The organism is Mammaliicoccus fleurettii, from assembly GCF_002018435.1.
Taxonomy (GTDB): Bacteria; Bacillota; Bacilli; order Staphylococcales; family Staphylococcaceae; genus Mammaliicoccus; species Mammaliicoccus fleurettii.
The window spans coordinates 54,834-80,891 of the sequence record NZ_MWJM01000010.1 but is presented as its reverse complement, the minus strand read 5'-3'; the positions used below and the strand labels follow the sequence as shown (position 1 = coordinate 80,891).

28 protein-coding genes are annotated in these 26,058 nt (G+C 32.2%); 4 read left to right on the top strand and 24 right to left on the bottom strand.

The genetic code is table 11. The features are described from left to right. Positions 1–12 precede the first annotated feature (12 nt). The 13 genes from argS to B2G86_RS09250 form a co-directional block, all read right to left on the bottom strand. A complete protein-coding gene (gene argS, locus B2G86_RS09310; protein ID WP_078357828.1) occupies positions 13–1,671 on the bottom strand; it encodes an arginine--tRNA ligase in 1,659 nt (552 codons plus the stop codon). Next, on the bottom strand, positions 1,668–2,084 hold the full coding sequence (locus B2G86_RS09305) for a YwiB family protein (protein WP_078357827.1): 417 nt from the start codon (positions 2,082–2,084) through the stop codon (positions 1,668–1,670). The genes argS and B2G86_RS09305 overlap by 4 nt, the downstream gene beginning before the upstream one ends. A gap of 205 nt (positions 2,085–2,289) precedes the next feature. Next, the gene (locus B2G86_RS09300; RefSeq protein WP_078357826.1) at positions 2,290–2,802 is read right to left on the bottom strand and encodes a YwhD family protein; all 513 of its coding nucleotides are present in this window, start codon (positions 2,800–2,802) and stop codon (positions 2,290–2,292) included. A gap of 68 nt (positions 2,803–2,870) precedes the next feature. Then, complete coding sequence (locus B2G86_RS09295; RefSeq protein WP_174221872.1) at positions 2,871–4,190, bottom strand: HD domain-containing protein; 1,320 nt, start codon at positions 4,188–4,190, stop codon at positions 2,871–2,873. A gap of 2 nt (positions 4,191–4,192) precedes the next feature. After that, complete coding sequence (locus B2G86_RS09290; protein WP_078357824.1) at positions 4,193–4,954, bottom strand: 2-keto-4-pentenoate hydratase; 762 nt, start codon at positions 4,952–4,954, stop codon at positions 4,193–4,195. Between the two features lie 13 nt (positions 4,955–4,967). Then, a complete protein-coding gene (locus tag B2G86_RS09285; RefSeq protein WP_078357823.1) occupies positions 4,968–5,444 on the bottom strand; it encodes a GNAT family N-acetyltransferase in 477 nt (158 codons plus the stop codon). Between the two features lie 553 nt (positions 5,445–5,997). Beyond that, positions 5,998–6,324, bottom strand: a complete 327-nt coding sequence (locus tag B2G86_RS09280) for a YuzB family protein (RefSeq protein ID WP_078357822.1) — start codon at positions 6,322–6,324, stop codon at positions 5,998–6,000. Positions 6,325–6,402: 78 nt separating this feature from the next. After that, positions 6,403–7,242, bottom strand: coding sequence for a lipoate--protein ligase family protein (locus B2G86_RS09275; protein WP_078357821.1), 840 nt, complete (start codon positions 7,240–7,242; stop codon positions 6,403–6,405). A gap of 2 nt (positions 7,243–7,244) precedes the next feature. Further along, a complete protein-coding gene (gene pta / locus B2G86_RS09270; protein WP_078357820.1) occupies positions 7,245–8,231 on the bottom strand; it encodes a phosphate acetyltransferase in 987 nt (328 codons plus the stop codon). A 110-nt stretch (positions 8,232–8,341) separates the two neighbouring features. Next, on the bottom strand, positions 8,342–9,007 hold the full coding sequence (locus B2G86_RS09265; protein ID WP_078357819.1) for a hypothetical protein: 666 nt from the start codon (positions 9,005–9,007) through the stop codon (positions 8,342–8,344). 97 nt (positions 9,008–9,104) lie between these two features. Next, positions 9,105–10,856 (bottom strand): purple acid phosphatase family protein, encoded by a 1,752-nt coding sequence (locus tag B2G86_RS09260; protein WP_420798273.1) that lies wholly within the window; start codon positions 10,854–10,856, stop codon positions 9,105–9,107. 226 nt (positions 10,857–11,082) lie between these two features. Beyond that, positions 11,083–11,826, bottom strand: a complete 744-nt coding sequence (locus B2G86_RS09255) for an acetoacetate decarboxylase (RefSeq protein ID WP_078357817.1) — start codon at positions 11,824–11,826, stop codon at positions 11,083–11,085. Further along, complete coding sequence (locus B2G86_RS09250) at positions 11,823–12,863, bottom strand: ketopantoate reductase family protein (protein WP_078357816.1); 1,041 nt, start codon at positions 12,861–12,863, stop codon at positions 11,823–11,825. Before B2G86_RS09250 ends, B2G86_RS09255 begins: the two co-directional genes overlap by 4 nt. 127 nt (positions 12,864–12,990) lie before the next feature. On the opposite strand from B2G86_RS09250, the gene B2G86_RS09245 reads away from it, so the two are divergent. Next, positions 12,991–13,875: a LysR family transcriptional regulator gene (locus B2G86_RS09245; RefSeq protein WP_198931337.1), complete on the top strand. Its 885-nt coding sequence runs from the start codon at positions 12,991–12,993 to the stop codon at positions 13,873–13,875. Positions 13,876–13,957: 82 nt separating this feature from the next. Here the strand turns inward: B2G86_RS09245 and B2G86_RS09240 are convergent, their stop codons facing one another. From B2G86_RS09240 to B2G86_RS09230, 3 genes are read right to left on the bottom strand one after another with little or no spacing between them, the layout of a single operon-like run. Beyond that, positions 13,958–14,764: a MetQ/NlpA family ABC transporter substrate-binding protein gene (locus B2G86_RS09240; protein WP_078357814.1), complete on the bottom strand. Its 807-nt coding sequence runs from the start codon at positions 14,762–14,764 to the stop codon at positions 13,958–13,960. Positions 14,765–14,771: 7 nt separating this feature from the next. Then, complete coding sequence (emtB, locus tag B2G86_RS09235) at positions 14,772–15,443, bottom strand: metal ABC transporter permease EmtB (RefSeq protein ID WP_078357813.1); 672 nt, start codon at positions 15,441–15,443, stop codon at positions 14,772–14,774. Then, positions 15,440–16,162, bottom strand: coding sequence for an ATP-binding cassette domain-containing protein (locus B2G86_RS09230; RefSeq protein ID WP_078357812.1), 723 nt, complete (start codon positions 16,160–16,162; stop codon positions 15,440–15,442). Before B2G86_RS09230 ends, emtB begins: the two co-directional genes overlap by 4 nt. A 196-nt stretch (positions 16,163–16,358) precedes the next feature. Between B2G86_RS09230 and hemQ the strand changes: the two genes are divergently transcribed. Then, positions 16,359–17,111, top strand: a complete 753-nt coding sequence (gene hemQ / locus B2G86_RS09225; protein WP_078357811.1) for a hydrogen peroxide-dependent heme synthase — start codon at positions 16,359–16,361, stop codon at positions 17,109–17,111. A gap of 295 nt (positions 17,112–17,406) precedes the next feature. Here the strand turns inward: hemQ and gltS are convergent, their stop codons facing one another. Further along, positions 17,407–18,615: a sodium/glutamate symporter gene (gltS, locus tag B2G86_RS09220; protein ID WP_078357810.1), complete on the bottom strand. Its 1,209-nt coding sequence runs from the start codon at positions 18,613–18,615 to the stop codon at positions 17,407–17,409. Between the two features lie 294 nt (positions 18,616–18,909). Between gltS and B2G86_RS09215 the strand changes: the two genes are divergently transcribed. Then, a complete protein-coding gene (locus B2G86_RS09215) occupies positions 18,910–20,265 on the top strand; it encodes an APC family permease (RefSeq protein WP_078357809.1) in 1,356 nt (451 codons plus the stop codon). Between the two features lie 23 nt (positions 20,266–20,288). On the opposite strand, the gene B2G86_RS09210 is transcribed toward B2G86_RS09215, so the two are convergent. Genes B2G86_RS09210 through B2G86_RS09195 form a run of 4 tightly spaced genes read right to left on the bottom strand, consistent with a single transcriptional unit; the run spans position 20,289 to position 23,205 of the window. Beyond that, positions 20,289–21,767, bottom strand: a complete 1,479-nt coding sequence (locus B2G86_RS09210) for an APC family permease (protein WP_078357808.1) — start codon at positions 21,765–21,767, stop codon at positions 20,289–20,291. Between the two features lie 50 nt (positions 21,768–21,817). After that, the gene (locus tag B2G86_RS09205; protein WP_078357807.1) at positions 21,818–22,180 is read right to left on the bottom strand and encodes a DUF423 domain-containing protein; all 363 of its coding nucleotides are present in this window, start codon (positions 22,178–22,180) and stop codon (positions 21,818–21,820) included. Between the two features lie 21 nt (positions 22,181–22,201). Next, entirely contained in the window at positions 22,202–22,540 is a 339-nt protein-coding gene (locus tag B2G86_RS09200; protein ID WP_078357806.1) for a DUF5327 family protein, read from the bottom strand. Then, positions 22,537–23,205 (bottom strand): uracil-DNA glycosylase, encoded by a 669-nt coding sequence (locus tag B2G86_RS09195; protein WP_274534939.1) that lies wholly within the window; start codon positions 23,203–23,205, stop codon positions 22,537–22,539. The genes B2G86_RS09200 and B2G86_RS09195 overlap by 4 nt, the downstream gene beginning before the upstream one ends. A 105-nt stretch (positions 23,206–23,310) precedes the next feature. Here B2G86_RS09195 and thiD point away from each other — a divergent pair, with 105 nt between their 5' ends. Then, a complete protein-coding gene (thiD, locus tag B2G86_RS09190) occupies positions 23,311–24,141 on the top strand; it encodes a bifunctional hydroxymethylpyrimidine kinase/phosphomethylpyrimidine kinase (protein ID WP_078357804.1) in 831 nt (276 codons plus the stop codon). A 52-nt stretch (positions 24,142–24,193) separates the two neighbouring features. Here the strand turns inward: thiD and B2G86_RS09185 are convergent, their stop codons facing one another. From B2G86_RS09185 to B2G86_RS09175, 3 genes are all read right to left on the bottom strand, one after another. Next, on the bottom strand, positions 24,194–24,529 hold the full coding sequence (locus B2G86_RS09185) for a hypothetical protein (RefSeq protein ID WP_237687752.1): 336 nt from the start codon (positions 24,527–24,529) through the stop codon (positions 24,194–24,196). 103 nt (positions 24,530–24,632) lie between these two features. Then, positions 24,633–25,373 carry a glucosamine-6-phosphate deaminase gene (nagB, locus tag B2G86_RS09180; RefSeq protein ID WP_078357802.1) on the bottom strand — a complete coding sequence of 247 codons (741 nt, stop codon included), beginning with the start codon at positions 25,371–25,373 and terminating at the stop codon, positions 24,633–24,635. A 3-nt stretch (positions 25,374–25,376) separates the two neighbouring features. Continuing rightward, entirely contained in the window at positions 25,377–26,045 is a 669-nt protein-coding gene (locus B2G86_RS09175) for an N-acetylmannosamine-6-phosphate 2-epimerase (protein ID WP_078357801.1), read from the bottom strand. Between the last annotated feature and the right edge of the window lie 13 nt (positions 26,046–26,058).

Here is a 26,058-nt window from a genome sequence, read left to right as displayed (position 1 = left end):
CATTTTATTTAATTACATAGATTCTGGAGCTGAAACGCCAATTAAAGCTAAAGCATTACGCAATGTAATACGTGCCGCTTCAATTAAAGCTAAATGTGCTTTCGTCTTATCTAAATCATCAGTTAATACTTTTTCTGCATTATAGAATTTATGGAATTGTGCAGCTAAATCTTGAATATAGTTCGTGATACGATGTGGACTGCGAGATTCAGCAGCAGAAACTATCGTAGGTTCAAATTCAGCAATTTTCTTCAATAAATCATAAGCTTTTTCATGTGTAATTGATGATAAATCAACATTTTGATCAATCGTTATATCTTTTTCATTAGCTTGACGAATAATTGAAGATATACGAGCATGTGCATATTGTGCATAATAAACTGGATTATCTTGTGATTCTTTCTTCGCAAGTTCCATATCAAAATCAAAGTGTGTATCTGGACTACGCATTGTTAAGAAGTAACGTGCTGCATCAATACCCACTTCATCCATTATGTCTCGTAATGTGATGGCATTCCCAGTACGTTTACTCATCTTCACTTCAACACCATCTTGTAACAATCTTACCATTTGCATAATTTGTATTTCAAGACGTTTTGAATCTACTCCGAATGTTTCTAAAGAAGCTTTTAAACGATTAATATAGCCGTGGTGATCTGCACCAAATAAGTTGATCAGTTTGTCATAACCACGTTCAACTTTATCATAGTGATACGCAATATCTGGTAAGAAATAAGTGTACGTACCATCTTGTTTAATCAATACGCGGTCTTTATCATCACCAAACTCAGTCGTTTTTAACCAAGTTGCGCCATCTTGTTCATATGTGAAACCTAGCTCAGTCATTTTATTTAATACTGCTGTAATTTTGTTTGTTTCATATAAAGAAGTTTCACTAAACCAATTATCAAAATGGATATTAAAATCAGCTAAATCTTGTTTTAATTTAACCATTTCATAATCTAAACCAAGTTGACGGAAAGTTTTAATACGAACATCTTCTGGTTGATCTTTAATTTCAGGTTGCTTTTCAGCCAAATCTTTACCAATTGCGATGATATCTTTTCCGTAATAACCATCTTCAGGTAATTCAGTATCTTGTCCTAAAGCTTGGTTATATCGCGCTTCTATTGAATGAGCTAAATTCTCAATTTGTTTACCTGCATCGTTTATATAATATTCACGTGTCACATCATAACCAGCAGCATTTAAGACGTTTGATAATGTATCACCAACAGCAGCATTTCTTGCATGTCCAATATGTAAATCTCCAGTTGGATTTGCTGAAACGTATTCTACTATGATACTTTCATTCTTACGTTCTTCTGATTTACCAAATGCTTCACCTTTAGTTAGTGCTGATTTGATAATATCAGTTAAATATTGTTGATCTAAATAAAAATTAATAAAACCTGGGCCAGCAATATCAACTTTCTTAACATTTGCTTTAGTCGTATCTAAGTTATCCACGATTTGGTTCGCTATTTCACGAGGATTTTTACGTGCAAGCTTAGTTAATACCATTGCGATGTTAGAAGAGTAATCTCCATTAGCAGGGTCTTTAGGTGATTCTATTTTAATTTCTGGAACTGATTCAACAAGTTCGGCTTTTAATATGCTTGCTTTGATTTCTTCAATTAACGTTTCTTTAACTTGGTTAATAATATTCATTCATTTATCTCCTTAAAATTAATTTGAAATTGATATGTCCCGAGTAATCCTGTGTGGTCACTTAATTGATAATGTATCCTGAGTTTACCCTTATTATCATCTATATAATGTTTAATTGATAGTGTTTTGACAGTCATTGTCATACGTCCGGCTTCAGTATCATAATAACTAATTGTTTCATGTCCTTCGACAAAGTGAAACACTGTTTTAACTGTGCCAGTACGGTGAATTTTCACACCATCATCATCTATTTTAAGCATATTTTTTACTATTTGGTTATCAATCGTTTCTTCATATCTAATAATATCACTATTTCTTCTATGATATGTACCGGATGTATTTGTTTGAAACGTTGATTTATCGCCATTTTGTTTCACAACTTGTTTAATATTAATGTTAATATTCTCTTCCATAGTTGGCCACCTCATCGTTTAAGAACGTATATCATTATAGCATATTTGACAAATAAAATTAAAAAAAGCAGGGCTAAAAGCGCCTGCTTTTTTTAGTGTCCTAGCTATAGTAGCTATCAACTATTTTACTTATGAAATTGTGAAAAGACAATAGCAATTTACTTGAATTGTTATATTTCACAATTAAGTCACAAAATTGACATATTTAATCCGTATCAAGTGATGATTTTAATTCCTCACTACTATTATTCCACATTTCTTCACTATGCTCTTGAAGGAAATTTTTAAGTACGATTCTATTTCCATCACCAATTTGGTCAATTTTAATATGATGCTTCATAGATTTATCCATCATATTAACATGCTCTGGCATACTTTTATATCCACGCTTTTTAGGTTTGTTAACCATTAAATAACAACCCGTTAATCCTGCATAATAGGGTCCTTGTTCACCACGTTCTGTTGTAACCCAACAAAGCCAATATTCTTTAGCTTCTTCACCTTTAACTTCTTCTATATCTTTAACCCATTTTACACGCTTTTCCACTTCTGCTCTTGCGTGCATTGCGCCAACATCTATAAAAGCACTTTGCTCTGCTACATCAACGAACACAGGTGCAACGTTATCTAAACTGATTGAACCAATATTTGTGCCTTTATGTCCATCTAATGGATCATTTTTTATTATATTAAATTGAAATCCTTTTTTTTCAGCCAATTGTTTCACCTCATTTAATTCTTGCTTACATCATACTAGAGTATTAGATAGACATTCAAGTTTGTAATCTATACGAGTTCATTTAATAAATTAATGATATCACCTTTAATATTTTCATCTTCCATTTCTAATATCAATTCTTTTGGATAATACAATTTATAATCAAGTCGTTTAATTCCTGTAATACTGTGAATTATGACTGATTGACTACTAATCTCTTTAATGTGGCCTGACTTTTGTAATAAATGTATCGGTTGTCGATTTGATCCAGGACGATCATAGTCGTATGGTAAGTCAGAAAATGAATCACACACAAAATAATACTCTGGGTCAATTCCACCCTTTTCAAATAGGTCTGTCAATTCACCAATCGTAATAATCGATCCATCAAATGGTAAATATTTAAATAAATCACGATTCACAAATCGTTTACTTAAATCACTCAAAATTTGATCTGCTTCTTCAGTCCATTCTTCTAAATAATACATTACGACTGTCTCATCTAATCGTATATAGTCTTCAATAGAAACTTCACCTTCAAAGAATGGAATTAAATATTTAGGCTCTTCTTTAAATGAATAACCTTGATCATAAAGTACTTTAGCACGTTTGAAACATCTATTAAGCAATACTTCTCCACCACGGCTTACTGGATGAAAATATATTTGCCAGTACATTTGATAACGACTCATCAAGAAATTTTCAACAGCATGCATACCACTTTCTTTAATAAGTACTTCATCTTTTGAAGGGCGCATTAAACGTAATACACGCTCCATATCAAATTGTCCGTAGCTAACACCTGTAAAATAAGCATCCCTTTGTAAATAATCCATTCTGTCTGCATCTATTTGAGAAGAAATCATGGAAATCACTAACTTATTTTCATGTGTTTTATTTATAACTTCAGCTACTTCAGTTGGGAAATCAGGTGACACTCTTCTCAACACTTCATTAACTTCTGTATCACCTTTAATTATCAACTGTGTAAATGCTTCATGATCAGTTAAAAATATTTTTTCGAAACAATGAGAAAAAGGGCCGTGACCTAAGTCATGTAATAAAGCAGCACATAATGCAAGTGGTCTATCTTTATTATCCCAAGGTGCTCTTCCATCAAACACTTCATCCACCATTCGTCTTACGATTTCGTAAACACCTAAAGAATGGCCAAAGCGACTATGCTCAGCTGTATGGAAGGATAAATATAATGTTCCGAGTTGTTTGATTCTTCTTAGGCGTTGAAATTCTTTTGTTTTAATAAGATCCCAAATTAATTGATCACTAACATGTATATAACGATGAACAGGATCTTTGAAAACTTTCTCTTCAGGTAGCTTTTTCGTTCCATAAGCTTCTTCTGTCACTTTGTTCCCTCCATTTCTCATCTTTACTCTACTGTAAATTCGATTTCACCAACATGTTCATAAGTTGCTTTATACGCACCTTTAGTGAGTGTTTTAGGCAAAATAAACGTTCCACTTGAGACAAACATACCAGGTGTTAAAGAACGATTATATTCTTTAATATTAGAAATGAGCCACTTAACAGCTTTAGCTGGGTGACCTTCTACTTCTGTACTATATCCTGATGCAAGCTCTTTACCATCTAATAATAAAGTCCCTTTTATGTTATCAATGTCTTCGTATGTTAATTGCTTAGGCTCTCCATAAATGACGCCACCACTTACTGCACTATCTGCAATAATTTCGTTAACTGTTAAATTAGGAAACCAATTGCTAAATCGAGAATCCGGTATTTCGACTCCTGGTGCAATAAGGCACTTACGCATAATATCTTCTAAACTATCTTCTTCAGTCAATTCTTCTTGAACAATAAAGACCAATTCCAACTCTGCTAAAGGTTCGTTTAAATCATTTAAATAAATACGTGGACCAAAAATAGTCGTTTCACCCATCGCACCGTATAAAGGTGTCGTTGAAGAAAAGATATCTCTTGTTTCTTGGCTCGTTAAACTAATTTTATATCCTTTATGAACTTCTGTTTCTTCCTTACGTTGCAAGACACCTTCTTGAATATCATAAGCTGCATGTTCAGTAATATTCGAAGGCAAAATACCATTTGGAATAATTTTTTTATTTTCATAAGCTTCATAAAATTGAGAAACCCATTTATTAAGTGATTGTTCCATTACAAACGACCTCCTAAAAAGTTTTTTTCATAAGTGTTGTGCTCATTGCATCTCCGAACAATAACTCTTCATACTTACGAATTACTTCAAAACCTTCTTTCTTATAAAAGGCAATACCAATGTCGTTCTTTCCATCAACTTCTAAGTATACTTCTTTGTATAAACCTTTATATTGGTCTAGACCAGCATAAAGTAATGCTTTACCATAACCATCACGTTGTGCTTCAGGTAGAACATAATGAGAAGAAAGATATAGCTCAGTTCCTTTAATAAAGTTCGCAAAACCAACAATCTTTTCTTCATCTTCTGCAACAAAGAAATCAGAATCATTAATACGTTTCTGAAGCATCTCTTTAGAATAAGATGCATTTAAAAATGCCGTCACCGTGCTAGCCGTATAAATATTGGTATACGTATCATACCAAGCTTTAGATGCTACATTTTTAATTCCAGAATAATCTTCTATCGTTGCTTTTCTTACATTTGCCATAAATATCTCTCCCTTATCTACCTTTCACATCAAGCATATGACCATGATGTCTATTATTCTATGTTTATTTATTCCCTATATACCATTATTACAATGTACACATTTAAATATCTTTCTATCTAACCTTATAAGCAATTATATCATTTATATATTAAAAACTATAATATTCAGAACACTTAATTATACTCGAAAACCCTGTAGAAATGTAGAATTTGTTAAGTAAGTTAACTCTTAATAATAATATTCATATAAAATATTTAAAAATAAAAGAAAGTGGGACATAAATAAGTTTTTTTGAAAAAATGAGACGAGTTGTAGATTAAGTCGGGAATTAATCTAAGAGTTGGGGTGAGTTGTAGATTAAGTCAGGCGTTAATCTAAGACACCCTCAAAATCAACACTGAACAATGAAAGGCTGGGACAATTAATTTGTCCCAGCCTCAAGAAATATGGTGTTATTCTTTTATGATTAGTATAAATGTGCTTAATGAGCTTGAAGTCTTCGTGCGTTTTGACCCGATTTAATCCAAACTTCACTTCATAAAACTTTATTCTACTTATTCAACTTCTTATTTAACTTCTCATCTATTTCTTTTTGCCGACGTTTTCGTTCTTCATTTCTAAGGCGCAATCTTTCTTCTTCTTCTGGATCGCGTTTCTTTTGAAGTTGTTTTTGAATTTTCTCCATGAGTTCTTCTTCTGTTAACGCGGCACATGGGCGGTTATTAACGAATGCGAATGTTTTTCTTCTGCCTGGTCCACAATAAGATTGGCAAGCTACTTCTACTTCGGCTTCTGGATCTATTTTTTTTAATTTTTTCAGTAGTGATGGTAAATTAACAGCTTGGCAATCATCGCAGACTTGAAATTTATTTCGCATTTGTTTCCCCACCTTTCTCGATTTCTAGTTTAGCAATAAATTATTATACCACCTTAACAGTTGTTTGAGAATGTCATTTTATTGTTTTTCCATATTTCGTACCATTTTATCATTTCGTTCAATCATTCTTTCAAAATATTTATCATATAGCTCCCATTCTTCTGTTGTGACGGGATTCATATTTAATGTTGCACCTAATGTTTTTAGACTTCCTAACAACTTGAACAATATGTCATTCGTTGTATATTCTTTATCTAATAATTCATTTATAGATGCCATACTTTCAGGAATGATGGTTGGATAGATAAATTTTGTTTTTTCATTTTTTAATGCATGTTGATAGAATTCTTTCATCATGTTTGCACGTTCTGCACCAGATCCTTCTACACATAAGTATATTTGAACTGCTATACCACCTCTAACTCTTCGTTGTGATATACCAGCAAACTTTCTGTTATTGATACTTAAGTCATAGCTACCCGGACAGTATGAGGCAGAGATTTCTTTATTTTCAATAGCATTTGTTTCTTCTTTAAACATTTCACGTATGAGACGTAACATCACTTCATATCCTGTATCAATGGATACATCATGTTTACCTTTAAAAATCAAAGATATATTTAGTACACCTTTGTCTAACACAACGCCTAAACCACCTGAATTTCGAACGATTGCACTGTATCCTTTAATATTGTTTAAAAATTCAATGCCATCTTTTAAAAAAGGTAATCTAGAATCGTGTATGCCTAATATCACGACGTGGTTGTGTATCCATGTTCTTACTACACTTGGACTTTTATCATTTCCAACTTGATCACAAAATGTATCATCGAAACTAAAGGACTGCATTGGCTGCAGTCCTGAAGTGTGGTCAATGTATCGCCATTCTTGTGTAAAATAATCTTTCAAAGTTTCCACGATTATAATGTTTGAGCAGCTGTAATAATTGAAAGACTGTATACGTCTTCTGCTGAACAGCCACGTGATAAATCGTTAACAGGTGCGTTTAAGCCTTGTAATACAGGACCAACTGCATCAAATCCACCTAAACGTTGTGCAATTTTGTATCCAATGTTACCCGCTTCTAAGCTAGGGAAGATAAATACATTTGCATCACCTTGAATTTCAGAATTTGGCGCTTTTTTAGCAGCTACTTCTGGAACGATTGCTGCATCAAATTGGAATTCGCCATCTAATACTACATCTTTTAAGTCTGTTTCTTTCAAGTTTTCTTGAGCAATCGATACCGCTTCAGATACTTTTTCAGTATCAGGTGATTTCGCTGAACCTTTAGTTGAGAAGCTTAGCATTGCTACTCTTGGAGACATACCGAATGCTTGAGCAGTCTTAGCACTTTCAATTGCAATTTCAGCTAAGTCTTGAGCATTTAATTCTGGGTTAATTGCGCAATCACCAAACACATACTGTTCTTCACCTTTAGTCATGAAGAATACACCTGATGTTTTAGTAACGCCTGGTTTAGTTTTAATGATTTGTAATGCTGGACGTACAGTATCCGCTGTAGAATGCGCAGCACCACTTACTAGTCCATCTGCTTGATTAGTATAAACTAACATTGTTCCGAAGTAGTTTACATTGTTTAATAATTCTTCAGCTTGTTCTACTGTTGCTTTACCTTTACGGCGTTCAACAAATTTTTCTACTAAATCAGCTTTTAATTCGCTTTTTTCAGGGTTAATAATTGTAAGTCCATCGATTGATAAATTAGCACCCGCTGCTGTTTCTTTAATTGCTTCTTCGTTACCAAGTACGATCGGTGCAACCAAATCAGTAGCTTGTAATTTAACAGCTGCTGTTAATACACGAGCATCGTCACCTTCTGGTAATACGATACGAACATTCTTACCTGATAGTTTGTCGCTTAGGACATTAAGTAAATTAGACATAATTGCCTCCTATATATGATTGCTTTAATTTTTCCATTCATAATTATAACATTTTTTCATAAATTTTCACGTATCCGAACTATGAATTAATTTTATAAAAATACACAAATTTATGATTTATATTTTGACAACAACTTTTTCCATTTTTGAACTATATCTTTATCTTTAACTTCAGTAAAAGCGACATTTGGTTTTAAGTTAGGATCTTTACCATTATAATCTTTATCGGCAAATCCTGTAGATAAAGTGACATCTTCGTTCTGAGTGAATTCATACTGATATACTTTTCCGTTATCAGCAAATAAATATTTAGTAATTGGCTTGTTCATATCCGCTACTTCATTATAACCTTGGATATTCGTTAAATCTTGCGCTTGTTTATCGATACCTTTTACATTGTTTTTAGAATAATATGCTGATATCCCAACTATATTATGTACTTTGAATGCTTTTTTTCCAGGCTTATTATGATTTGTAATTTGTAATTCTCCGTCTTCTGTCAAAGCATATCCATCACCTTGTGTGTGATCACTGCTACTAAAATAGCGATTAGATATTGCCATTCCTTTGTCTTTACCATACTGATCTGCATAGATTAATAATTTTTCTTTTAATTCATCTTTTTCTTTATCTGAAACTTGTATTTCTTCAGCTTTTGCTTGTTTGGTTTCTGATTTTTGTTGTGTTTCTTTCTTTGTTGTTGAGTCATTACTACATCCACTTACTAAGCAAATTAAAATTATAAAAGCACTTAAGCATTTGAACTTATGTTGCAAGATAATCTCTCCTTCTATTTACAAATAGACGTCTCCACATAATATTGCTTGAAGGAGACGTCTAATATACATGTTTATTTAACTTTAAAAATTATTTTTAGTTCTTTTTAATACCAAATTCATCTACTAATTTAACTTGTCTCTGTTCGCCTTTACTAATATCTCCATGTAGTTGATATATTTTTACAACCAATTCGTCTCCTGATACGTCATAAACTGAGAAGTTCTGGTCTGATGAGTCGCGGTTGTTTTCATGACTATTATTAAATGCATCTGTTTTATGAGGTTGTTCACCTAAAGCAAACAGACTATTGTAATGATCTAATTGCTCTTGTGTTAAGTCTTTTAATTCAGGTCTTACCTTTTTAATATGTTCTAATGGACGGTCATAAATACTATCATACGCTTTAGTTCCACCAGTATTAGGTAACACATAAACTGAACCTTTAGGATTATCGTAATATGCTACATTATCTTTACCACGTATTTGTTTAGCATCTTCTTTTTTAGCATTTACAAAACTATTTTTTGTTCCAGTATGTTCAAGTGGTTTTGTACGTGAAAGTACATGATCATGACCTTGAAGTACTAAATCAACATCTAAATCATCAATTTGTTTAGTCAGCTCATCACGTATTTTAGCGACATCTTCATCTGATAAAGCATGATAAGATTTAGAATACATCGGTTTATGAAGGTTTAAAATAACCCATTTAGCACCATTTTTCTTCGCATCTTTAATATCTTGCTTAATCCATTCCATTTGCTCTTTCCCAATAGCTTTCTCTTCTGGGTTATCTTTTGATTTTTTATTATCATTCGTATTAGCTACAACCATATGCGCACCGTTATAATCAAATGAATAATACGATCCACCATTCACTGCATTATTTTCTTTCGGAACATTTACATGATCGTTATAAGTAGTTAAAAGTTTCTCATCTTCTTCACTTAAGGCGTATTCATCATGGTTACCAGGTGCAGAAGCGATTGGTAATGACATAAAGGATGGGCGTGATCGATCATATAAATCACGCCACTCATCTTCAATTTGAGCAGTCTCAACAAAGTCTCCTGTATGAAGTGCAAAGTTTGGATTGCCAGCTGTTTTAATGGCATTGCTTAGAGTATCAGCACCAAACTGAGCTTCATTTCTTACATGTTCATTCCAGTATGCATTTTGTGTATCTGTATATTGAACGAATTGGAAGTGATCATCTTTGTTTCCAGATGTTTTAAATTGACCTACTTCACTTTGAGGACCATTTGCACTACCTACGCGATAATAATATGTAGTATTTGGTTTTAAATTATTTGCTTCAGCTTTATAGCTATATTCTGGTACTGTCGTTAATTCTGATTTCCCGTGTTTATCACCACGTGTCCATTCAGGTCCTTTGGCATTTTTATCAGTGTAATAACCTTTAACTTTTTCTTTACCATTCTTATCTTTAACAGGTTCACCTTCATCATCTTTTTCTAGATCTGCAAAGATAAAGTTTCCATTCTTATCTCGTTCAACATATTTCGAATTTACTTTTTTAGATTTAGCATCAAAAGAACGTGCATCATCAAAATTACCTGTTTCAGAAACCCATACTTTTGCATCTTTAAACTGATCTGTAGTATACCAATTAAATGCCATTTCTGATTTAGTATCACCGTTAAAATTAGTAATGATACGGTTAGGTTGGTTTTTCTTAGGAACTGGTGCTACCTGAGGCTTTTGGGATGTCACTTTAATTTCAGAATCACTTGTGTTAGCTGTTGTTTCAGATGTATTAACTCCCGGATTTCCAGACCCACTCGCTTCTACCGTTTCATTTGCAGAAACGCCTAATAATAACATCAAACAAGCAGTTCCACTTAAGAATCGTTTTGTTACTGACTGATTATACATGTACACTTCCTCCTAATTAACCCTTGTGATTTAAAATGCATTACATTAGGAAGTGTATCAACTGTAGGTTAACCCTTTGTAAAGATATTATAAATGTTTTATTAATGAAATTTTAAATAATACATAAAGAGGAGTCTAGGACATACATGTCCCAGCCTCCCTAATATACTCTATTTTAATTATTATCATTTAAGTAATTATACATTTGACTCGGTTGTCCTAATCTCATATCTACAATGATGTGCTGGGCATCTACTACTTTTTTTACTGGAAAGTCAGCTAAAGGTGCCATTACATGTTCAAAAAGTTGTAATCTTGCAGGACCTCTATATGCTTCTTTCACTTTTACATCCGTTATTTGGCTGCGTGTTAATTCACTCATTAAAAGTGATCCATCGTAGTGTCTCATCTGTTTCAACATAAATTGTGGTGTTGTTATGATTGACTTAGCTTCTTCATCATCCATACGATAATATTTATATCCCATAGTAGCTTGAGCTACTCTTAATGAGTTGTAGTCCAAAGTGCCAACTAGTACGTCGTTGTCTACATATAAATTAGGCGTACCTGCTTTTTTAGGAAAAGCGGCAACTTCTCTACCTGATGCGATTGCTGCTTGGTTATTTACATACATAGAAAGATAGAATTCGCCTGCTTCACCATTATATTCTACTGGAATAACGTGTCCAGCTTCCATATAAGAACCTAATCCTGTACTGTCAGGCATATTAATGACTTCAAACTTTATTAAATTACTCGTAACTGTAAGTGGTTCTGGAACAATTTCTTTGAGCATTTCCATATCTGTTTCATAAACGATATTCAAAAATTCTCTATCTTTAAAATACATGTCAGTTGCAGGAAATACCGGTGCATTCAATGGTGTAGCTGAGATATTTTTAACTTCTTCTTTTCTCATATTAAAAGCTCCTTTTTCTGCTCAATTATTTTAGCGAATTCTGCAATACTTTCACTAAATTGCGGAACTGTCTTTTTATTTTCCGATTCTGATACGATTTCTACAATTTTATCATTATATGGTGTAGGTATATCGATGTTATCTCCTTCTTGTGCAACTAAACCGTTAATATAGTGAATTTCTGTTTTTCTACCTTTTTGTAAGTCTTGTAACATACTTGCTTCCAATTTACGGTTTGATTCCATTATCATTTTCAACTTTTTAGTTTGTTTTTCAATGTTATCAATTATTTTAAATTGAGTAAAATCAACGCCAGACATGATTTCAAATTCTATACCTTGTTTTTCAGCTACTTGAATGCCTTCACTGATAATATATAATGCTGATTGAATACCAACTTCATCATCCATTATATCGCCATACGTACATCCACATGCTGCAGACAAACCACTAAAAGAACTATTAATTAACAACTTAGACCACTTTGTTCCGATCAAGTTTGATGAAACAAATACACCACCTATATGTTCTAAAACTTCTTTAATATTCTTGATTCTCTCTGTAACAACACCATTTAATTCACCAATTTGTAATGCGTATTCTTTGAATGTGTCATAAGTAGTAGTCAGATTTGATACACCAGGTTCAGCATATGTTGCACCAAATTCTACAGATCCAGCTATAATTTGCTCTTTCGGAATAGTTTCACTGATAAAATGTTCAGGCACACCATTTTGTAAAGATAGCAGTATCCCATCTGTATTTAAAATATTTTTTATAATAGGTAATACATCATTATTATAAATTTGTTTAGTTAATAACAATACTAAATCATATTTTTTATTTATTTTGTCCGGAGTAATTGCATTTACTTTACTATGAAATTCAATACTCCCTTTTATAGTTGCACCATTTTCATTCAATTTATTAATATGTTCTTCGTTTACATCAATTAAATCCACATTTTCTGCAGATTGTGATAAATAAGCTCCCATTATCGTACCTAACGAACCCGCTCCATATATTGCAATATTCATATATATTCTCCTTTGCTTATATCCAATGTATATTTCAATTACAATGTTACGCTTATGTTAGAATAATTTAAAATACATATATAGGTATGTACACATAACCAAATAGTTATATATGAGGAGGTATACAATGGATTTATTACAGCTAAAATACTTTAAAACAGTGGCAGATTTTATGAGTTTCACTAAGGCTGCTAATTTTCTATACATTAGCCAACCTGCTTTAAGTAAAATGATTAAAAATTTAGAAGTTGAATTAGATATTAAGTTGTTTGAACGAAAATTACGACAAATAGAATTAACGAAAAATGGCGAAATATTTTTAAGTTCTGTTAATAAAATTTTTGGAGAAATCGATTATGCAAAAGAGCGTATGTTAAAAAATAAAATTGATGAAGAAAAGACCATTAACATTATTACATCAAGTAATCGTTTTACTTCAGATCCTATTTTATCTTTTACTAAAGATCATCCTGATGAAATATTTAATGTCGAAACGTTAGATAATCATACAATTATTAATAAATTAATGTCTGAAGAGGCTGATTTTGCAATTTCATTTTTTAAAATTGAACACTCAGATATACAGTGTGACTTCCTCTACAGAGAAGATATTGTATTAGTAACGCCACCAGAGTATGATGCTTATGAACCAAAAGATTATATTTATGAAGCAAATAATTTTAAACATTTTCTCTTTATTTCTAATTACAAAGAATACAATCAATTTATTAAAAATAAACTTTATGAAAAAGGTATTAAATATCATAATTTCAATTATGTTGATGATGCTTTATTCAATATTTTTATTCAAAACAGAAAACATTTCACTTATTTACCTGTAGCAGTATGTCGAAATTTTGAAATACCTTATGCAACAGACCAAAATTTACTGATTTCTAAACGTATCTTTATATCTAAAAAGAAAGATAACCAATTAAAAAATAAAAGTAAAACTATGTATAACTTTATCTTAGACTATTATCAAAAATATGAGATGAATTATAGAATTTAAAACTGCTAGCAAATAAGTTTAAAAACCACGAGGCTCGGGACAAATTAATTGTCCGAGCCTCGTGGTTTTATTCTGAATATATCTAGAATGAAGGTATTAAAGTATCTTTATGTTTCTCTTTTAAATATTTTTTCACTGCATCACTCTTCATTGCTTTATGTAATGCTTTAATTTTTTCGGAATCTTTATTGTCTTCTCTTGCAACTAATTGTATAGAAAAACGAGTATCAATATTTTTTTCTAGGAATAATGCATCAGCTGGTTTTAATCCAATTTTTGATATATATGTTGGATAATTATAAACGAGTGATACATCTGATTCGCTATACGTTTCTGCTAAATTGAGCAAGTCTACTTTTAACCATTTAAAATCTTTAGGATTATCTACAATATCTTTAGTCGTTCCGTTTACGCCAACGCCATCTTTTAATTTAATAAGTCCTTGTTCTTCAAGAATTGCTAAAGCTCTACCTTCATTTGAGATATCATTTGGAATAGCAACTTTTGTTCCATTTGGTATAGATTTTGTATCTTTATATTTCTTAGAATAAAACCCAACTTTTGCATCATAAATGGGTTGTATCGCTACTAAATTAGCTTTTCTTTCTTTATTGTATTTTTCCATAAAAGGTTTATGCTGAGCAAAACTTGCATCCGCTTCTTTACTCGTTACCATGTCATTATATGCAACATTATCATTTACTTGTACAAGTTTGATTTCCCAACCATCTTTTTTAGCTTCTTTAGCTGCTTCTTTCACTACATCTGTCATTGGAGGTGCTTGTGAAGCTACTTTAATAACTTTATCTTCACTATCTTTCTTATTTGCACCACAACCGGCAATCATAACACTAAACATCAATATCATAATAAATAAACTTTTTTTCATATCTACACTACTTCCTTTTGTCTAATTTTCGAGAAATATTATTCCCTAACATTTGAATGATAAATACACTGATAATAATGATAATAATTGAAAAGTACATAATTTCATTTTCATAACTTTGATAGCCGTATCGAATAGCAAAATCTCCTATTCCACCTCCGCCTACAATCCCCATAACTGTTGAATATGAGACCATACTCACTGCTGTCGTTGTGTAAGCTAAAATAATACCGCTTCTTGATTCTACTAAAATGAAATTCCATATATATTTAAACTTTGTTGCTCCTAATGATTCTGCTAGCGTCTTTATTTCGCCAGGTATATCTAGTAATACTTGTTCAACTAATCTTGAAAAGATCGCAATTCCAACAATACTTAAAGGAATGATGGAAGGATAAGGACCAAAAGCACTTCCTAAAATAAGTCTAGTTAATGGAATTAAACTGATAACAAATAATAAATACGGGAATGAGCGAATAAATGTAATCAAGAAATTAAAAGCCCAATAATAGTTTCTATTTAATTCTTTAATGCTTGGATTTGATAAAAACAAAGCTATCCCTAGAGGCAATCCTATTAATAAAGTGATGATCATTGAATACCCTAGCATGATACAAGTTTCTTGCAACGATTGGATAAGTTCTGGCATATAATAATTAATTTTTTCTAAAAACGTCATTCTTCAATACTCCACTTCACGTTTTCTAAATAAGAACCGGTGTCCTGTTCAACACTTTTAGTTCTATTTTCAATAATATCTAACAATTGACCATCCTCCATCACACAAACTTGCTCACATAATTGTTTTACGACATTCAATTCATGTGTGACAAAAATGATTGTTATATTAAATTCTTTGTTAATATTCTTTAACATTTTTATGATAATTTCAGTGTTGTGTTCATCCAAACTACTTGTAGCTTCATCACATAATAAAATATCTGGATTTCTGACTAAAGACCGTGCTAATGCAACACGTTGCTTTTCTCCTCCAGATAATTGAGCAGGATAGCTATTTATTTTATCTTCTATTCCTACAAATTCAATCAGTTCATTCACTTTGTGTTTATCTTCTTTATTGATAATCTTCAAAGGTAATGCAATATTTTGATAAACATTCAAGTTATTCAATAAATTATAGTTTTGAAAAACCATTCCTATTTTCTCTTTATATTTTCTAATTATTTTTTTAGAAACATGATTAATTTCTTTATCCTCAAAAATAATTTCACCTTCAGTTGGTTGCTCTATAAAATTAAGCATTTTCAATAAAGTCGATTTCCCGGATCCACTTTTACCTACAATCCCTGTTATAGAACCTGGCTCTACTGTTAAAGAAAAGTTTTTAACAGCAAACTTATCATTATATTTCTTAGATACATTTTCTAATTTATACAAATTTATGCTCCTATTAAATAAATTTTCAACAATCTATTATCATTATCTAATAAATAAAATCGATAATCAATATCAATAAATTTTCAACGTTACTATTTCTCTTTCACAACAATGTAAAAAGTTGAGTCATTTAATCTGTTTCTAGTATGATAGACTTATAAAGAAGATATTATTTTCTAAAAGGAGCGAAAGTAAAATGAACGAAGCAGCAAAAACATTAGATGGTTGGTACAGCTTGCATTTATTCTATGCGATAGATTGGACTAGCCTTAAAACTGTACCAGAAGATGATAGAAGCACAATGATCAATGAATTCAAAACTTTCCTTGAAGGTTTAGAAACAGTTCATAATAATAAAGAAGGCTCTCATGCTTTCTATAACATCACAGGCCAAAAAGCAGACTTAATGTTATGGTTCTTACGTCCAGATGTTAAACAATTAAACGCTTTAGAAAATGAATTTAATAAATTAGATATAAGTGATTTCTTAATCCCAACTTATTCTTATGTATCAATAGTAGAACTTTCAAACTATCTTGCTGGTGATTCAGACGAAGATCCATACGAAAATCCACATGTAAAAGCAAGATTATATCCAGAAGTACCACGTTCTGAATATGTATGTTTCTATCCAATGGATAAAAGACGTGACGGTGAAGACAACTGGTATATGTTAGATATGGATCATAGACGTAGCTTAATGCGTTCACACGGTTTAATTGGACGTAGCTATGCAGGTAAAGTAAAACAATTTATCACTGGTTCAGTAGGTCTAGACGACTACGAATGGGGCGTAACATTATTCAGTGATGATATGTTACAATTCAAAAAATTAATCTATGAAATGCGTTTCGACGAAGTATCAGCTAGATATGGTGACTTCGGTGCATTCTATGTAGGTAACATTTTAAATATTGATGAATTAGATACATTCTTTCAACTAAACTAAAATTTAAACCGGATAGACTCGTGGGAGTCTACCCGGTTTTTTTTTATTAGAGTGATGTGTCGTTTTCGGGTCGCTAATTTTATTTATTGGCCCGTATTTCGTGTTTTCGGGTCGCTATTTTATTTTATCGGTCCGTATTTCTCATTTCTGGACCGGTAATTTTATTTATCGGTCCGTATTTCTCATTTCTGGACCGGTAATTTATTTTATCGGTCCGTATTTTTTCTATAATTATTCCCAAAATAGAAAAGAGGATTTCCAACACTGATAGTTGGAAATCCTCTTCTTATTTTATTTAACTAAATATGTTTATAAATAATGTAACAATTGGAACGCCTAGTAAATCTATTAAGAATGCTCCTACTACTGGTACTACTAGATATGCTTTTGGTGATGCTCCGAATTTTTTCGTAATAACATCTAAGTTCGCCATCGCATTTGGAGTTGCTCCTAGTCCATGACCTATAAATCCACCGATCATAACTGCTGCATCATAGTTCTTCCCAAGTCCTTTGAATACTACAAACACTGAGAATAATACGATAAACACAATTTGAGCTAGAACAATAACTGTTAATGGTAATGCGAGTTGATAAATTTCTGTTAATTCAATACTCATTAAAGCAATTGATAAGAATAAACTTAATGAAACATCACTTACATGATTCGTAATTTTCATATCGATAATGTTTAAATTACCATAATCAGAAATATTTCTAATAATTACTGCTACAAACATTGCGCCTACATAAACAGGAATATTGATACCAGTTAAACTAGTAAACCCTTCACCGATATATGTACCTATAGCCATACATACTGCAATAATTGTAAATTGAACGATAAACACTGTAGTTGGGTTCATTCTACTATGTAAATTTTGATTGTATTCCACTTCACTATAATCTAATCCAGTATCTTTAGCATCTTCTGGTTTCAAGTCGAACTTTTTAATTAAGAATCTAACGACTGGTCCACCGATTAATCCACCAGCTACTAAACCTAGTGTAGCTGCTGCAAGTGCTGCTGTAACTGCAGAATCAACGCCTAATGATTCTAATGTTTGACCGTATGCTGCTGCATTACCATGTCCACCTTCCATTGACATAGAACCAGCTGTTAGTCCTAATAATGGTGGAATGTTTAATACTTTTGCTAGTGAAACACCTATAACATTCTGACAAAATGCTAATACTCCACAAAAAATAAAGTACAGAATTAGCACTTTACCGCCAAGTTTTAATAATTTTAATGATGCACCTAAACCAATAGTTGTAAAGAATGCAAGCATAAAGAAGTTTTGGATAAATTCAGAATCCAATTTAATCGTTATAATATTTGTTGATTGTAATATCGCCACTAAAATTGCAAATAATAATCCACCAATTACTGGAGCTGGAATACATAAACGCCTCAAAATAGAAACTTTATTTACTACTGCCTCTCCTAATAAAAGTAGGACACATGCTAGCGCCAATGTTGTAATAGCATTGAGCTCTAACATTTCACATTCCTCCTTAAACAACATGTTTCATACAGTTGTTCTTTATATTTTTCAAGAAATCGTTTTCAAGCCATGAAGAACATTATACATATCAGTCAATAAAAAATCTACCATGCATTTTTTACAATAAAATATTTATTTAAATTAATTATTTAGCCATTAACCTCGCCTTTAAAGTTCTTTATAAAAATTCACTAAATTTTGAAATTTCCAATATACAAATCCGCTTTATCGTGTATATTAATTTATATACAGAGAAAAATTTCATTTAAATTATACATATAAGGAGTAGCTATGAAACAAAATCAAGAACAATCATTACAGAAATCAATCGGACTAATGACTGCTATTACAATTGTCGTTGGTACGATTATCGGATCAGGTGTATTCGTCAAACCAGCAGTCGTTTTAACACATGCAGGCACAAGTAATATGGCCATTCTTGCTTGGGTAGTCGGTGGACTCTTAACGTTAGCAGCAGGCTTAACAATAGCAGAGATTGGCGCTCAAATCCCAAAAACAGGCGGATTATATGCCTATATACGTGATATTTACGGACCCTTTTGGGGATTCTTAACAGGTTGGGTTCAAACAATTATCTATGGTCCTGCAATCATTGTATCACTTGTACTATTTTTTGGTATTCTCGTGACAAATTTCTTTAATATCAGTAATGATATGAGTGTTTGGTTTGGATTATTCGCGTTAATATTTTTAACAGCCGTTAATATTTTAGGTACAAAATTTGGCGGATTAATGCAAAATGTCACAACAATCGCAAAGCTTATTCCAGTATTTGCAATTATCATATTTGGATTACTTTGGGGCAATGAAGGAATTTTTGGGCAAGATGTAACATCATTAATTAAAACAGATGGCGAAATAAACTTTGGTCGTGCTGTCCTAGCAACTTTATTCGCTTATGATGGATGGATTATGTTAACGAACATGACTGGAGAAATGAAAAAGCCACAAAGAAATTTGCCACTAGCTATGTTAATCGGACTATCAATCGTGACACTCGCTTATGTACTCATTAATATCGCTGTATTCCATGTAATACCTGCTGCAGAATTAGTAGGATTAGGTAATACGGCAAGTGCAGAAGCAGCAAAAGCACTTTTCGGTGATATAGGTTCTAAAATTGTAAATATCGGTGTAATCATTTCAATATTCGGTTGTCTAAACGGTAAAATCATCACATTCCCACGTATTCCATTTGCTATGGCTGAAGACGGATTATTGCCAATGCATAAGTACGTAGGATACATTAGTCCTAAATTAAAATCACCACTTGGCGCATTAATTACTGTGTTCGGAATCTCAATGGTATTAATCGGATTAACATTATTATTCCCAGATGTCGTTAACGCAGACTATTTATCAGAAGTAACAATATTTATTATTTATATTTTCTATATGATGGCCTTCGTCGGGTTGTTCATTCTTAGAAAGCGTAACAAAGATATTAAAAGAGAATATTCAGTACCACTCTATCCATTCATACCATTGTTAGCACTTTTCGGTGGTGCATTTATTATTATTAATACTTTAATCTCTGACTTTATGGGATCATTATATTCATTGATTATATTAGCAATAGGAATACCCGTTTATATGTATTTGAAAAACAAACAAAAAACAGACTAATATTTAGTCTGTTTTTTGTTTGTTTAATCTTTAATTTCTGTTTTTGCTTCTAGTTCTATCATTTCTTCTTTTGTTTTATCTAATACGAGATAATTCAATTCATCGTTTGTCATTTTTTTAAGTGATGGATATCTTATCATAAAGAATATAATTCCAAGTACGAACCATACAAATAGTGCAATATATGATGGTAGTGATAAACTTGCTGGTGATCCTGGAATTAGTAATAAACATAAGAATATACCTGCAATCATTGCTCCGATGATAGCAAATGTTTTATATTTCGGATGATACATCATACTTCTTTTATCATAAGAGAATAGTTTAAATGCTGATAAACATGTTATAAAGTATGCGATTGATACACCTGTTGAAGACATATCTACAATCCATGTTAAAGCTGTTCTTCCTAACCAAGGTGCTACTAACGCAAGCACTAATATAAATATAATACTGATATATGGCGTATTATATTTTGGATGTAATTTTTTGAAGATACTTGGCATAACGGATGCTCTACCCATGGAGAATAATAATCTACTAGAACTCATAAAGAATCCATTTAAACCTGTAAATATCCCCATCATGATCGCAACAATTAACACTGCCAATCCAACAAACGAGAATGCTTCTTGGACAACTGACCCTGTTACCCATAAGTCTCCGCCTACTGCTGATGCATCTTTAAATAACCAACTTGTTAACAATATCATCATGACATAAGTTAATGCTGAAGCTAATAAACTGAATACGATTAACTTAAATGTCTTACTCGGTGAAAAATTAAATTCTTCTGCTGTTTGTGGAATATTGTCAAATCCTACATATGCCCACGGAGCAACTGCCAAAATTACTACGATAGACGATAACCAACCAACGTCGTTATTAACGACTGGTTTCAAATTAGAGAATGAAAAATCTTGAGTGAAAAATGATCCTGCAAATAATAATATCACTACAACAGCTAATATAACGCAGAATACATATTGTAAACTACCTGAAAAACTTGATCCTTTTATACTAATCCAAGCAAAAATTAATAAAATAAGTGAGGATAGTATAATTTCAGTTATGTACACGTCCCAACCTGCGACTGTATATAATTTACCTTGTTCTAAAAATCCTGGCATAACAAATTTAAAGAGCAAACTAAATGCCGAAGCGTTTAATGCAACGATACATATATAACCAAATGTTAGAAACCATGATGAGAAGAACGATACATATTTACCGAATCCTAAATATCCAAAAGCAAATGCACCACCGGAAACCGGAAACTTCTCAACGAGTGCACCATAACTAACTGCAATAACGATCATAAGTAAAGCACCAATAAAGATACCGATTGATGCACCTAATGGACCTGCTTGACTAATCCAATCACCAGGAAGTATAAACGCTCCCCATCCGATACTTGAACCGTAAGCTATAGCCCAAACAAATTTTTCAGATAAATTTTTATCTAAATTTCCTCTTGATAAATCTTTCTTTTTTCTTGCCATAAATGTTCCACCTTTATATATATGTTTCGTGAAACGTAATTAACTACTTCTTAAGATTTCCAAACAGCAATTACGAGTAAAATCCAACTTGCAATGAACAGTACGCCACCAATTGGCGTAATAGCACCTAATATTTTAATTTGTGTTACAGCTAAAATATATAATGACCCACTAAAGAATACAATTCCAAATGTCATCAACCAACCTGCTAAATTTAAACTAGTTGATGTTGCTCCTGAAATAATACCAAGTAATATCAATCCTAATGCATGGTACATTTGGTATGTTGTAGCTTTTCCCCATATATCTAAGTACTTAGCTGATAATTTGTTTTCTAAACCATGTGCACCAAATGCTCCAGCTGCTACTGCGATCATTGCATTAATCGCACCTATAATTATAAATAATTTCATTTTTTATCTTCCTTTCTATTATTAAAAATCAAAAATTGAATTTCCATTACCTACACCATCATCTGTTGTTAATTGATTTTCAGTTTTATTAGCAGATGGTTGATCAAGTACTTTTCCACCCATCTTTCTAATTTCTTCATTAGAGACTTTTGATTGTGATTTTTTAATTGGATTTTTTGGAGTCGAAGAGAAGTTTTGTTCCACTTTTATATCGTGATTAATACCCTCTTTTTTATCAACTAATCCACTTAAAGTATGAATTGCATGCATATGACGATTAAAAACTTCATTTGTTGAGGCATTATCAGCTCCAACTAGTTCTTCTTCAATGGCAGCAATTAATTGATCTCTACTAATCATAAATTGTCACCTCCACACCATTTTATTGGATCTTTTCCATTTGAAGTCAGATATTCGTTTGTTTTACTAAATGGTTTCGAGCCAAAGAATCCTCTATAAGCTGATAACGGACTTGGATGAACAGATTGTATAATATGGTGACGTTCTGTATCAATCAGCTTAATTTTAGATTGCGCTGGTTTTCCCCACAAGACAAACACAACATCATCTAGTTCACGAGAAACACTTTTAATGATTTCATCCGTGAATATTTCCCAACCAATATCTTTATGAGAATGTGCTTTATGTGCTTCTACAGTTAATACAGTGTTTAACAATAGCACGCCTTCATTTGCCCAATCTTGCAAGTGTGGTGTTTCGCGTTTACACCCTATATCTTCCTCTAATTCTTTATATATATTTCTTAATGAAGGTGGAAACTTTGCATCAGGTTGAACTGAAAAAGCTAAACCATGTGCTTGATTAGGTCCATGATATGGATCTTGACCAAGTATAACCACTTTCACTCTATCTAAAGGGGTTAAATCAAACGCTTGATAAATATTTTCCCTATCTGGATAGATTGTTTTGTTTTGATATTCTTCTTCAAGAAACGACTCCATTTCGCTAAAGTCATGCTCTTTTTTTATATTGTGAAATATTTCTTGCCAATCCATATTATTCACCTCAATCAAAATGATAACATAGCACTAATGAAAAGGTCATAACTATTTTTTACAATTAAAAAACATGATATGATGTAACATATGAAATATTGGGAGGAATCATCAATGGCATTAAAAAAAGTCTTAACAATAGCAGGATCTGACACAAGTGCTGGAGCTGGAATGCAAGCTGATTTAAAAACATTCCAAGAACACGACACATACGGAATGGTAGCATTAGCAGCAGTCGTTACTATGGACCCAAAAACATGGGCACATGATGTAACGCCATTACCTCTTGATTTATTAGATAAACAGTTAAACACTGCTATTTCAATTGGCCCTGATGCAATTAAAACGGGTATGCTCGGTTCAGAAGAAGTCATTAAACGTGCACGTCAAGCATATGATGAATCAGGATCTGAAATTTTTGTAGTTGACCCTGTAATGGTATGTAAAGGTGACGATGAAGTACTTAACCCAGGAAATACTGAAGCAATGATTAAAGAACTATTACCAAAAGCTACTGTCGTAACACCAAACTTATTTGAAGCTGGTCAACTTTCAGGCTTAGGTAAACTTACAACAATTGATGATATGAAAAAAGCAGCAGAAAAAATCCACGAACTTGGTGCACAATATATCGTCATTAAAGGTGGAAAAGCTTTAGAATCAGATAAAGCCTATGACTTATACTACAATGGTCAAAAGCACGTTCTGCTTTCAACAGACAAATTCCAATCTAGTTATAATCACGGTGCAGGATGTACATTCGCCGCAGCAACAACAGCTAATTTAGCAAATGGTGAAACACCAGAAGAAGCGGTTAAACATGCAAAAGCATTTGTAGCATCTGCAATTAAAAATGGCTGGAAAATGAATGATTTTGTAGGACCAGTAGATCACGGTGCTTCAAATCGAATTGAAAAAATCGAAGTATATACTGAAGAAGTATAATAAAAACTGCCTACAAAGGTTTCCGACTTTGTAGGCAGTTTTTTTATATTTACTAGTACATTATGCTAAATTCTGCTGTAACTTTAGCTACAACTTTGCGATTCTTAAATAATGTCATTTGATATTGGTAAAATGCATTATCTCCATCTTTATTTTCTTTAAGACATTCTAATTCTGCGTTGTAATTTTCTAATGTCATAATACGTTCTGTTTGTTCGAACTCACTTTTAATTTGTCTGAGTTTCGTCTTACTCCCCATAAAAGGCTTAAAACTATTAAACTCCCGAAGAATACTTAACAAATATTGAACAGGTACTTCTTCAAAATATTGGTACCCCATTATATTGCAATAATCCAATACCGCTTCATCATTAAATGAAATACGCATTGTTTCCACTACTTCCACCCGCCATTTCTTGAGGCTAATCTCAGTAGTAATTGTACTTTAAAGCTAATAATCATTCAAGTGAATTTAAAAACAATGCAATGTTCTAAATTTCTTCTTGTTCACTTAAATATGCGTTATTATCTAATATTACTTCCACATTTGGATGATTGTATAAAGCTGATGCTGGTAAATCAGTTGTGATTTCACCAGTTAATAATTTACGAATTGCATCAGTTTTTTTAGGTCCATATGCTAATAAAATAATACGTTTTGCTTTCAATATAGAGTGAATTCCCATTGATATTGCTTGTTCAGGCACTTCTTCTTTTGTTTCAAAGTATCTGCTGTTTGCTTCTATTGTAGACTGTGTTAATCCTACGATACTTGTTAAACTATCAAATGATGTCCCTGGTTCATTAAAACCGATATGCCCATTTTCACCAATTCCTAATATTTGTACATCTATCGGTCCTTCTTTATCTAATAAATCTTCGTAACGTTTTATTTCTTCTTGAAGATTTTCAGCTGACCCGTTTGGCAAATGTATTTTCTCTTCGTTCCAAGTTGGTAAGTGATTGAACAACACGTCATGCATATATGTGTAATAACTTTCCGGATGGTCATAATCTATTCCAATATACTCATCTAAGTTAAATGTCGTAATTTCACTTAAATCAATTTCATTAATTCTAATTAAATTAACAAGTTGCTCATATACTCGAACCATCGTTCCGCCTGTAGCTAAACCTAGCACACTCTTTTTATTTGAAATAATTTGTTTTAACAACTCATTTGCTACGTAATGACACGCTTCCTCTTTAGAACCTAAGTTAATAATTTTCATTATTTATCCCTCTATTTCTTTAATAAATCGTTTTGCTATTTCTAAAGGTCTTGTGATGGCTCCTCCAACTACTGTACAATGCACGCCTAAATCCGTAACACGTTTAAACATTTCTGGTGTAATAACATTTCCCTCTGCTATTACTTTTGCATTAACATTGCTTAACACGTCTTTTAAAAATTGAAAATCATTTTCGTATAAAACATGCCCTTTAGTATATTCTGTGTATCCTCTTAATGTTGTTCCAACGTAATCAAACCCTAGTTTATCAGCATTAACCGCTTCTTCTAAATCAGATACATCTGCCATAATCTCAACATTTGGTGCATGCTCTCTAATATATGAAACAAGTTCCTCAAGTGATTCTTTAGGTCTTTCTTGTTTCGTTGCATCTAAAGCGATCACTTCACAACCACTTTCAATTAACTCATCGACTTCTTTAGATGTAGCTGTAATAAAGACTTTAGAACCTTCATAATCACGCTTTACAATACCTATTACTGGTAAACTGATTTCTTCTTTTATTGCAATGATATCTTCTTTCGTATTTGCTCGAATTCCTTTTGCACCTGCTTGATATGCTGCTAATGCCATCTTACTCATTATAAATGATGAATGCAAAGGCTCCTCTGGTAAAGCTTGACATGAAACAATTAATCCTTGTGGTAACATTTATTAAGCACTC

Bases quoted from the DNA above. Each gene is read 5' to 3' on its own strand.
- argS (WP_078357828.1), bottom strand. From the start codon at position 1,671: ATGAATATTATTAACCAAGTTAAAGAAACGTTAATTGAAGAAATCAAA.
- B2G86_RS09305 (WP_078357827.1), bottom strand. From the start codon at position 2,084: ATGGAAGAGAATATTAACATTAATATTAAACAAGTTGTGAAACAAAAT.
- B2G86_RS09295 (WP_174221872.1), bottom strand. From the start codon at position 4,190: ATGAGAAATGGAGGGAACAAAGTGACAGAAGAAGCTTATGGAACGAAA.
- B2G86_RS09290 (WP_078357824.1), bottom strand. From the start codon at position 4,954: ATGGAACAATCACTTAATAAATGGGTTTCTCAATTTTATGAAGCTTAT.
- B2G86_RS09285 (WP_078357823.1), bottom strand. From the start codon at position 5,444: ATGGCAAATGTAAGAAAAGCAACGATAGAAGATTATTCTGGAATTAAA.
- B2G86_RS09280 (WP_078357822.1), bottom strand. From the start codon at position 6,324: ATGCGAAATAAATTTCAAGTCTGCGATGATTGCCAAGCTGTTAATTTA.
- pta (WP_078357820.1), bottom strand. From the start codon at position 8,231: ATGTCTAATTTACTTAATGTCCTAAGCGACAAACTATCAGGTAAGAAT.
- B2G86_RS09260 (WP_420798273.1), bottom strand. From the start codon at position 10,856: ATGTTATTATTAGGCGTTTCTGCAAATGAAACGGTAGAAGCGAGTGGG.
- B2G86_RS09255 (WP_078357817.1), bottom strand. From the start codon at position 11,826: ATGAGAAAAGAAGAAGTTAAAAATATCTCAGCTACACCATTGAATGCA.
- B2G86_RS09250 (WP_078357816.1), bottom strand. From the start codon at position 12,863: ATGAATATTGCAATATATGGAGCGGGTTCGTTAGGTACGATAATGGGA.
- B2G86_RS09245 (WP_198931337.1), top strand. From the start codon at position 12,991: ATGGATTTATTACAGCTAAAATACTTTAAAACAGTGGCAGATTTTATG.
- B2G86_RS09240 (WP_078357814.1), bottom strand. From the start codon at position 14,764: ATGAAAAAAAGTTTATTTATTATGATATTGATGTTTAGTGTTATGATT.
- emtB (WP_078357813.1), bottom strand. From the start codon at position 15,443: ATGACGTTTTTAGAAAAAATTAATTATTATATGCCAGAACTTATCCAA.
- hemQ (WP_078357811.1), top strand. From the start codon at position 16,359: ATGAACGAAGCAGCAAAAACATTAGATGGTTGGTACAGCTTGCATTTA.
- gltS (WP_078357810.1), bottom strand. From the start codon at position 18,615: ATGTTAGAGCTCAATGCTATTACAACATTGGCGCTAGCATGTGTCCTA.
- B2G86_RS09215 (WP_078357809.1), top strand. From the start codon at position 18,910: ATGAAACAAAATCAAGAACAATCATTACAGAAATCAATCGGACTAATG.
- B2G86_RS09210 (WP_078357808.1), bottom strand. From the start codon at position 21,767: ATGGCAAGAAAAAAGAAAGATTTATCAAGAGGAAATTTAGATAAAAAT.
- B2G86_RS09205 (WP_078357807.1), bottom strand. From the start codon at position 22,180: ATGAAATTATTTATAATTATAGGTGCGATTAATGCAATGATCGCAGTA.
- B2G86_RS09200 (WP_078357806.1), bottom strand. From the start codon at position 22,540: ATGATTAGTAGAGATCAATTAATTGCTGCCATTGAAGAAGAACTAGTT.
- thiD (WP_078357804.1), top strand. From the start codon at position 23,311: ATGGCATTAAAAAAAGTCTTAACAATAGCAGGATCTGACACAAGTGCT.
- B2G86_RS09185 (WP_237687752.1), bottom strand. From the start codon at position 24,529: ATGCGTATTTCATTTAATGATGAAGCGGTATTGGATTATTGCAATATA.
- nagB (WP_078357802.1), bottom strand. From the start codon at position 25,373: ATGAAAATTATTAACTTAGGTTCTAAAGAGGAAGCGTGTCATTACGTA.
- B2G86_RS09175 (WP_078357801.1), bottom strand. From the start codon at position 26,045: ATGTTACCACAAGGATTAATTGTTTCATGTCAAGCTTTACCAGAGGAG.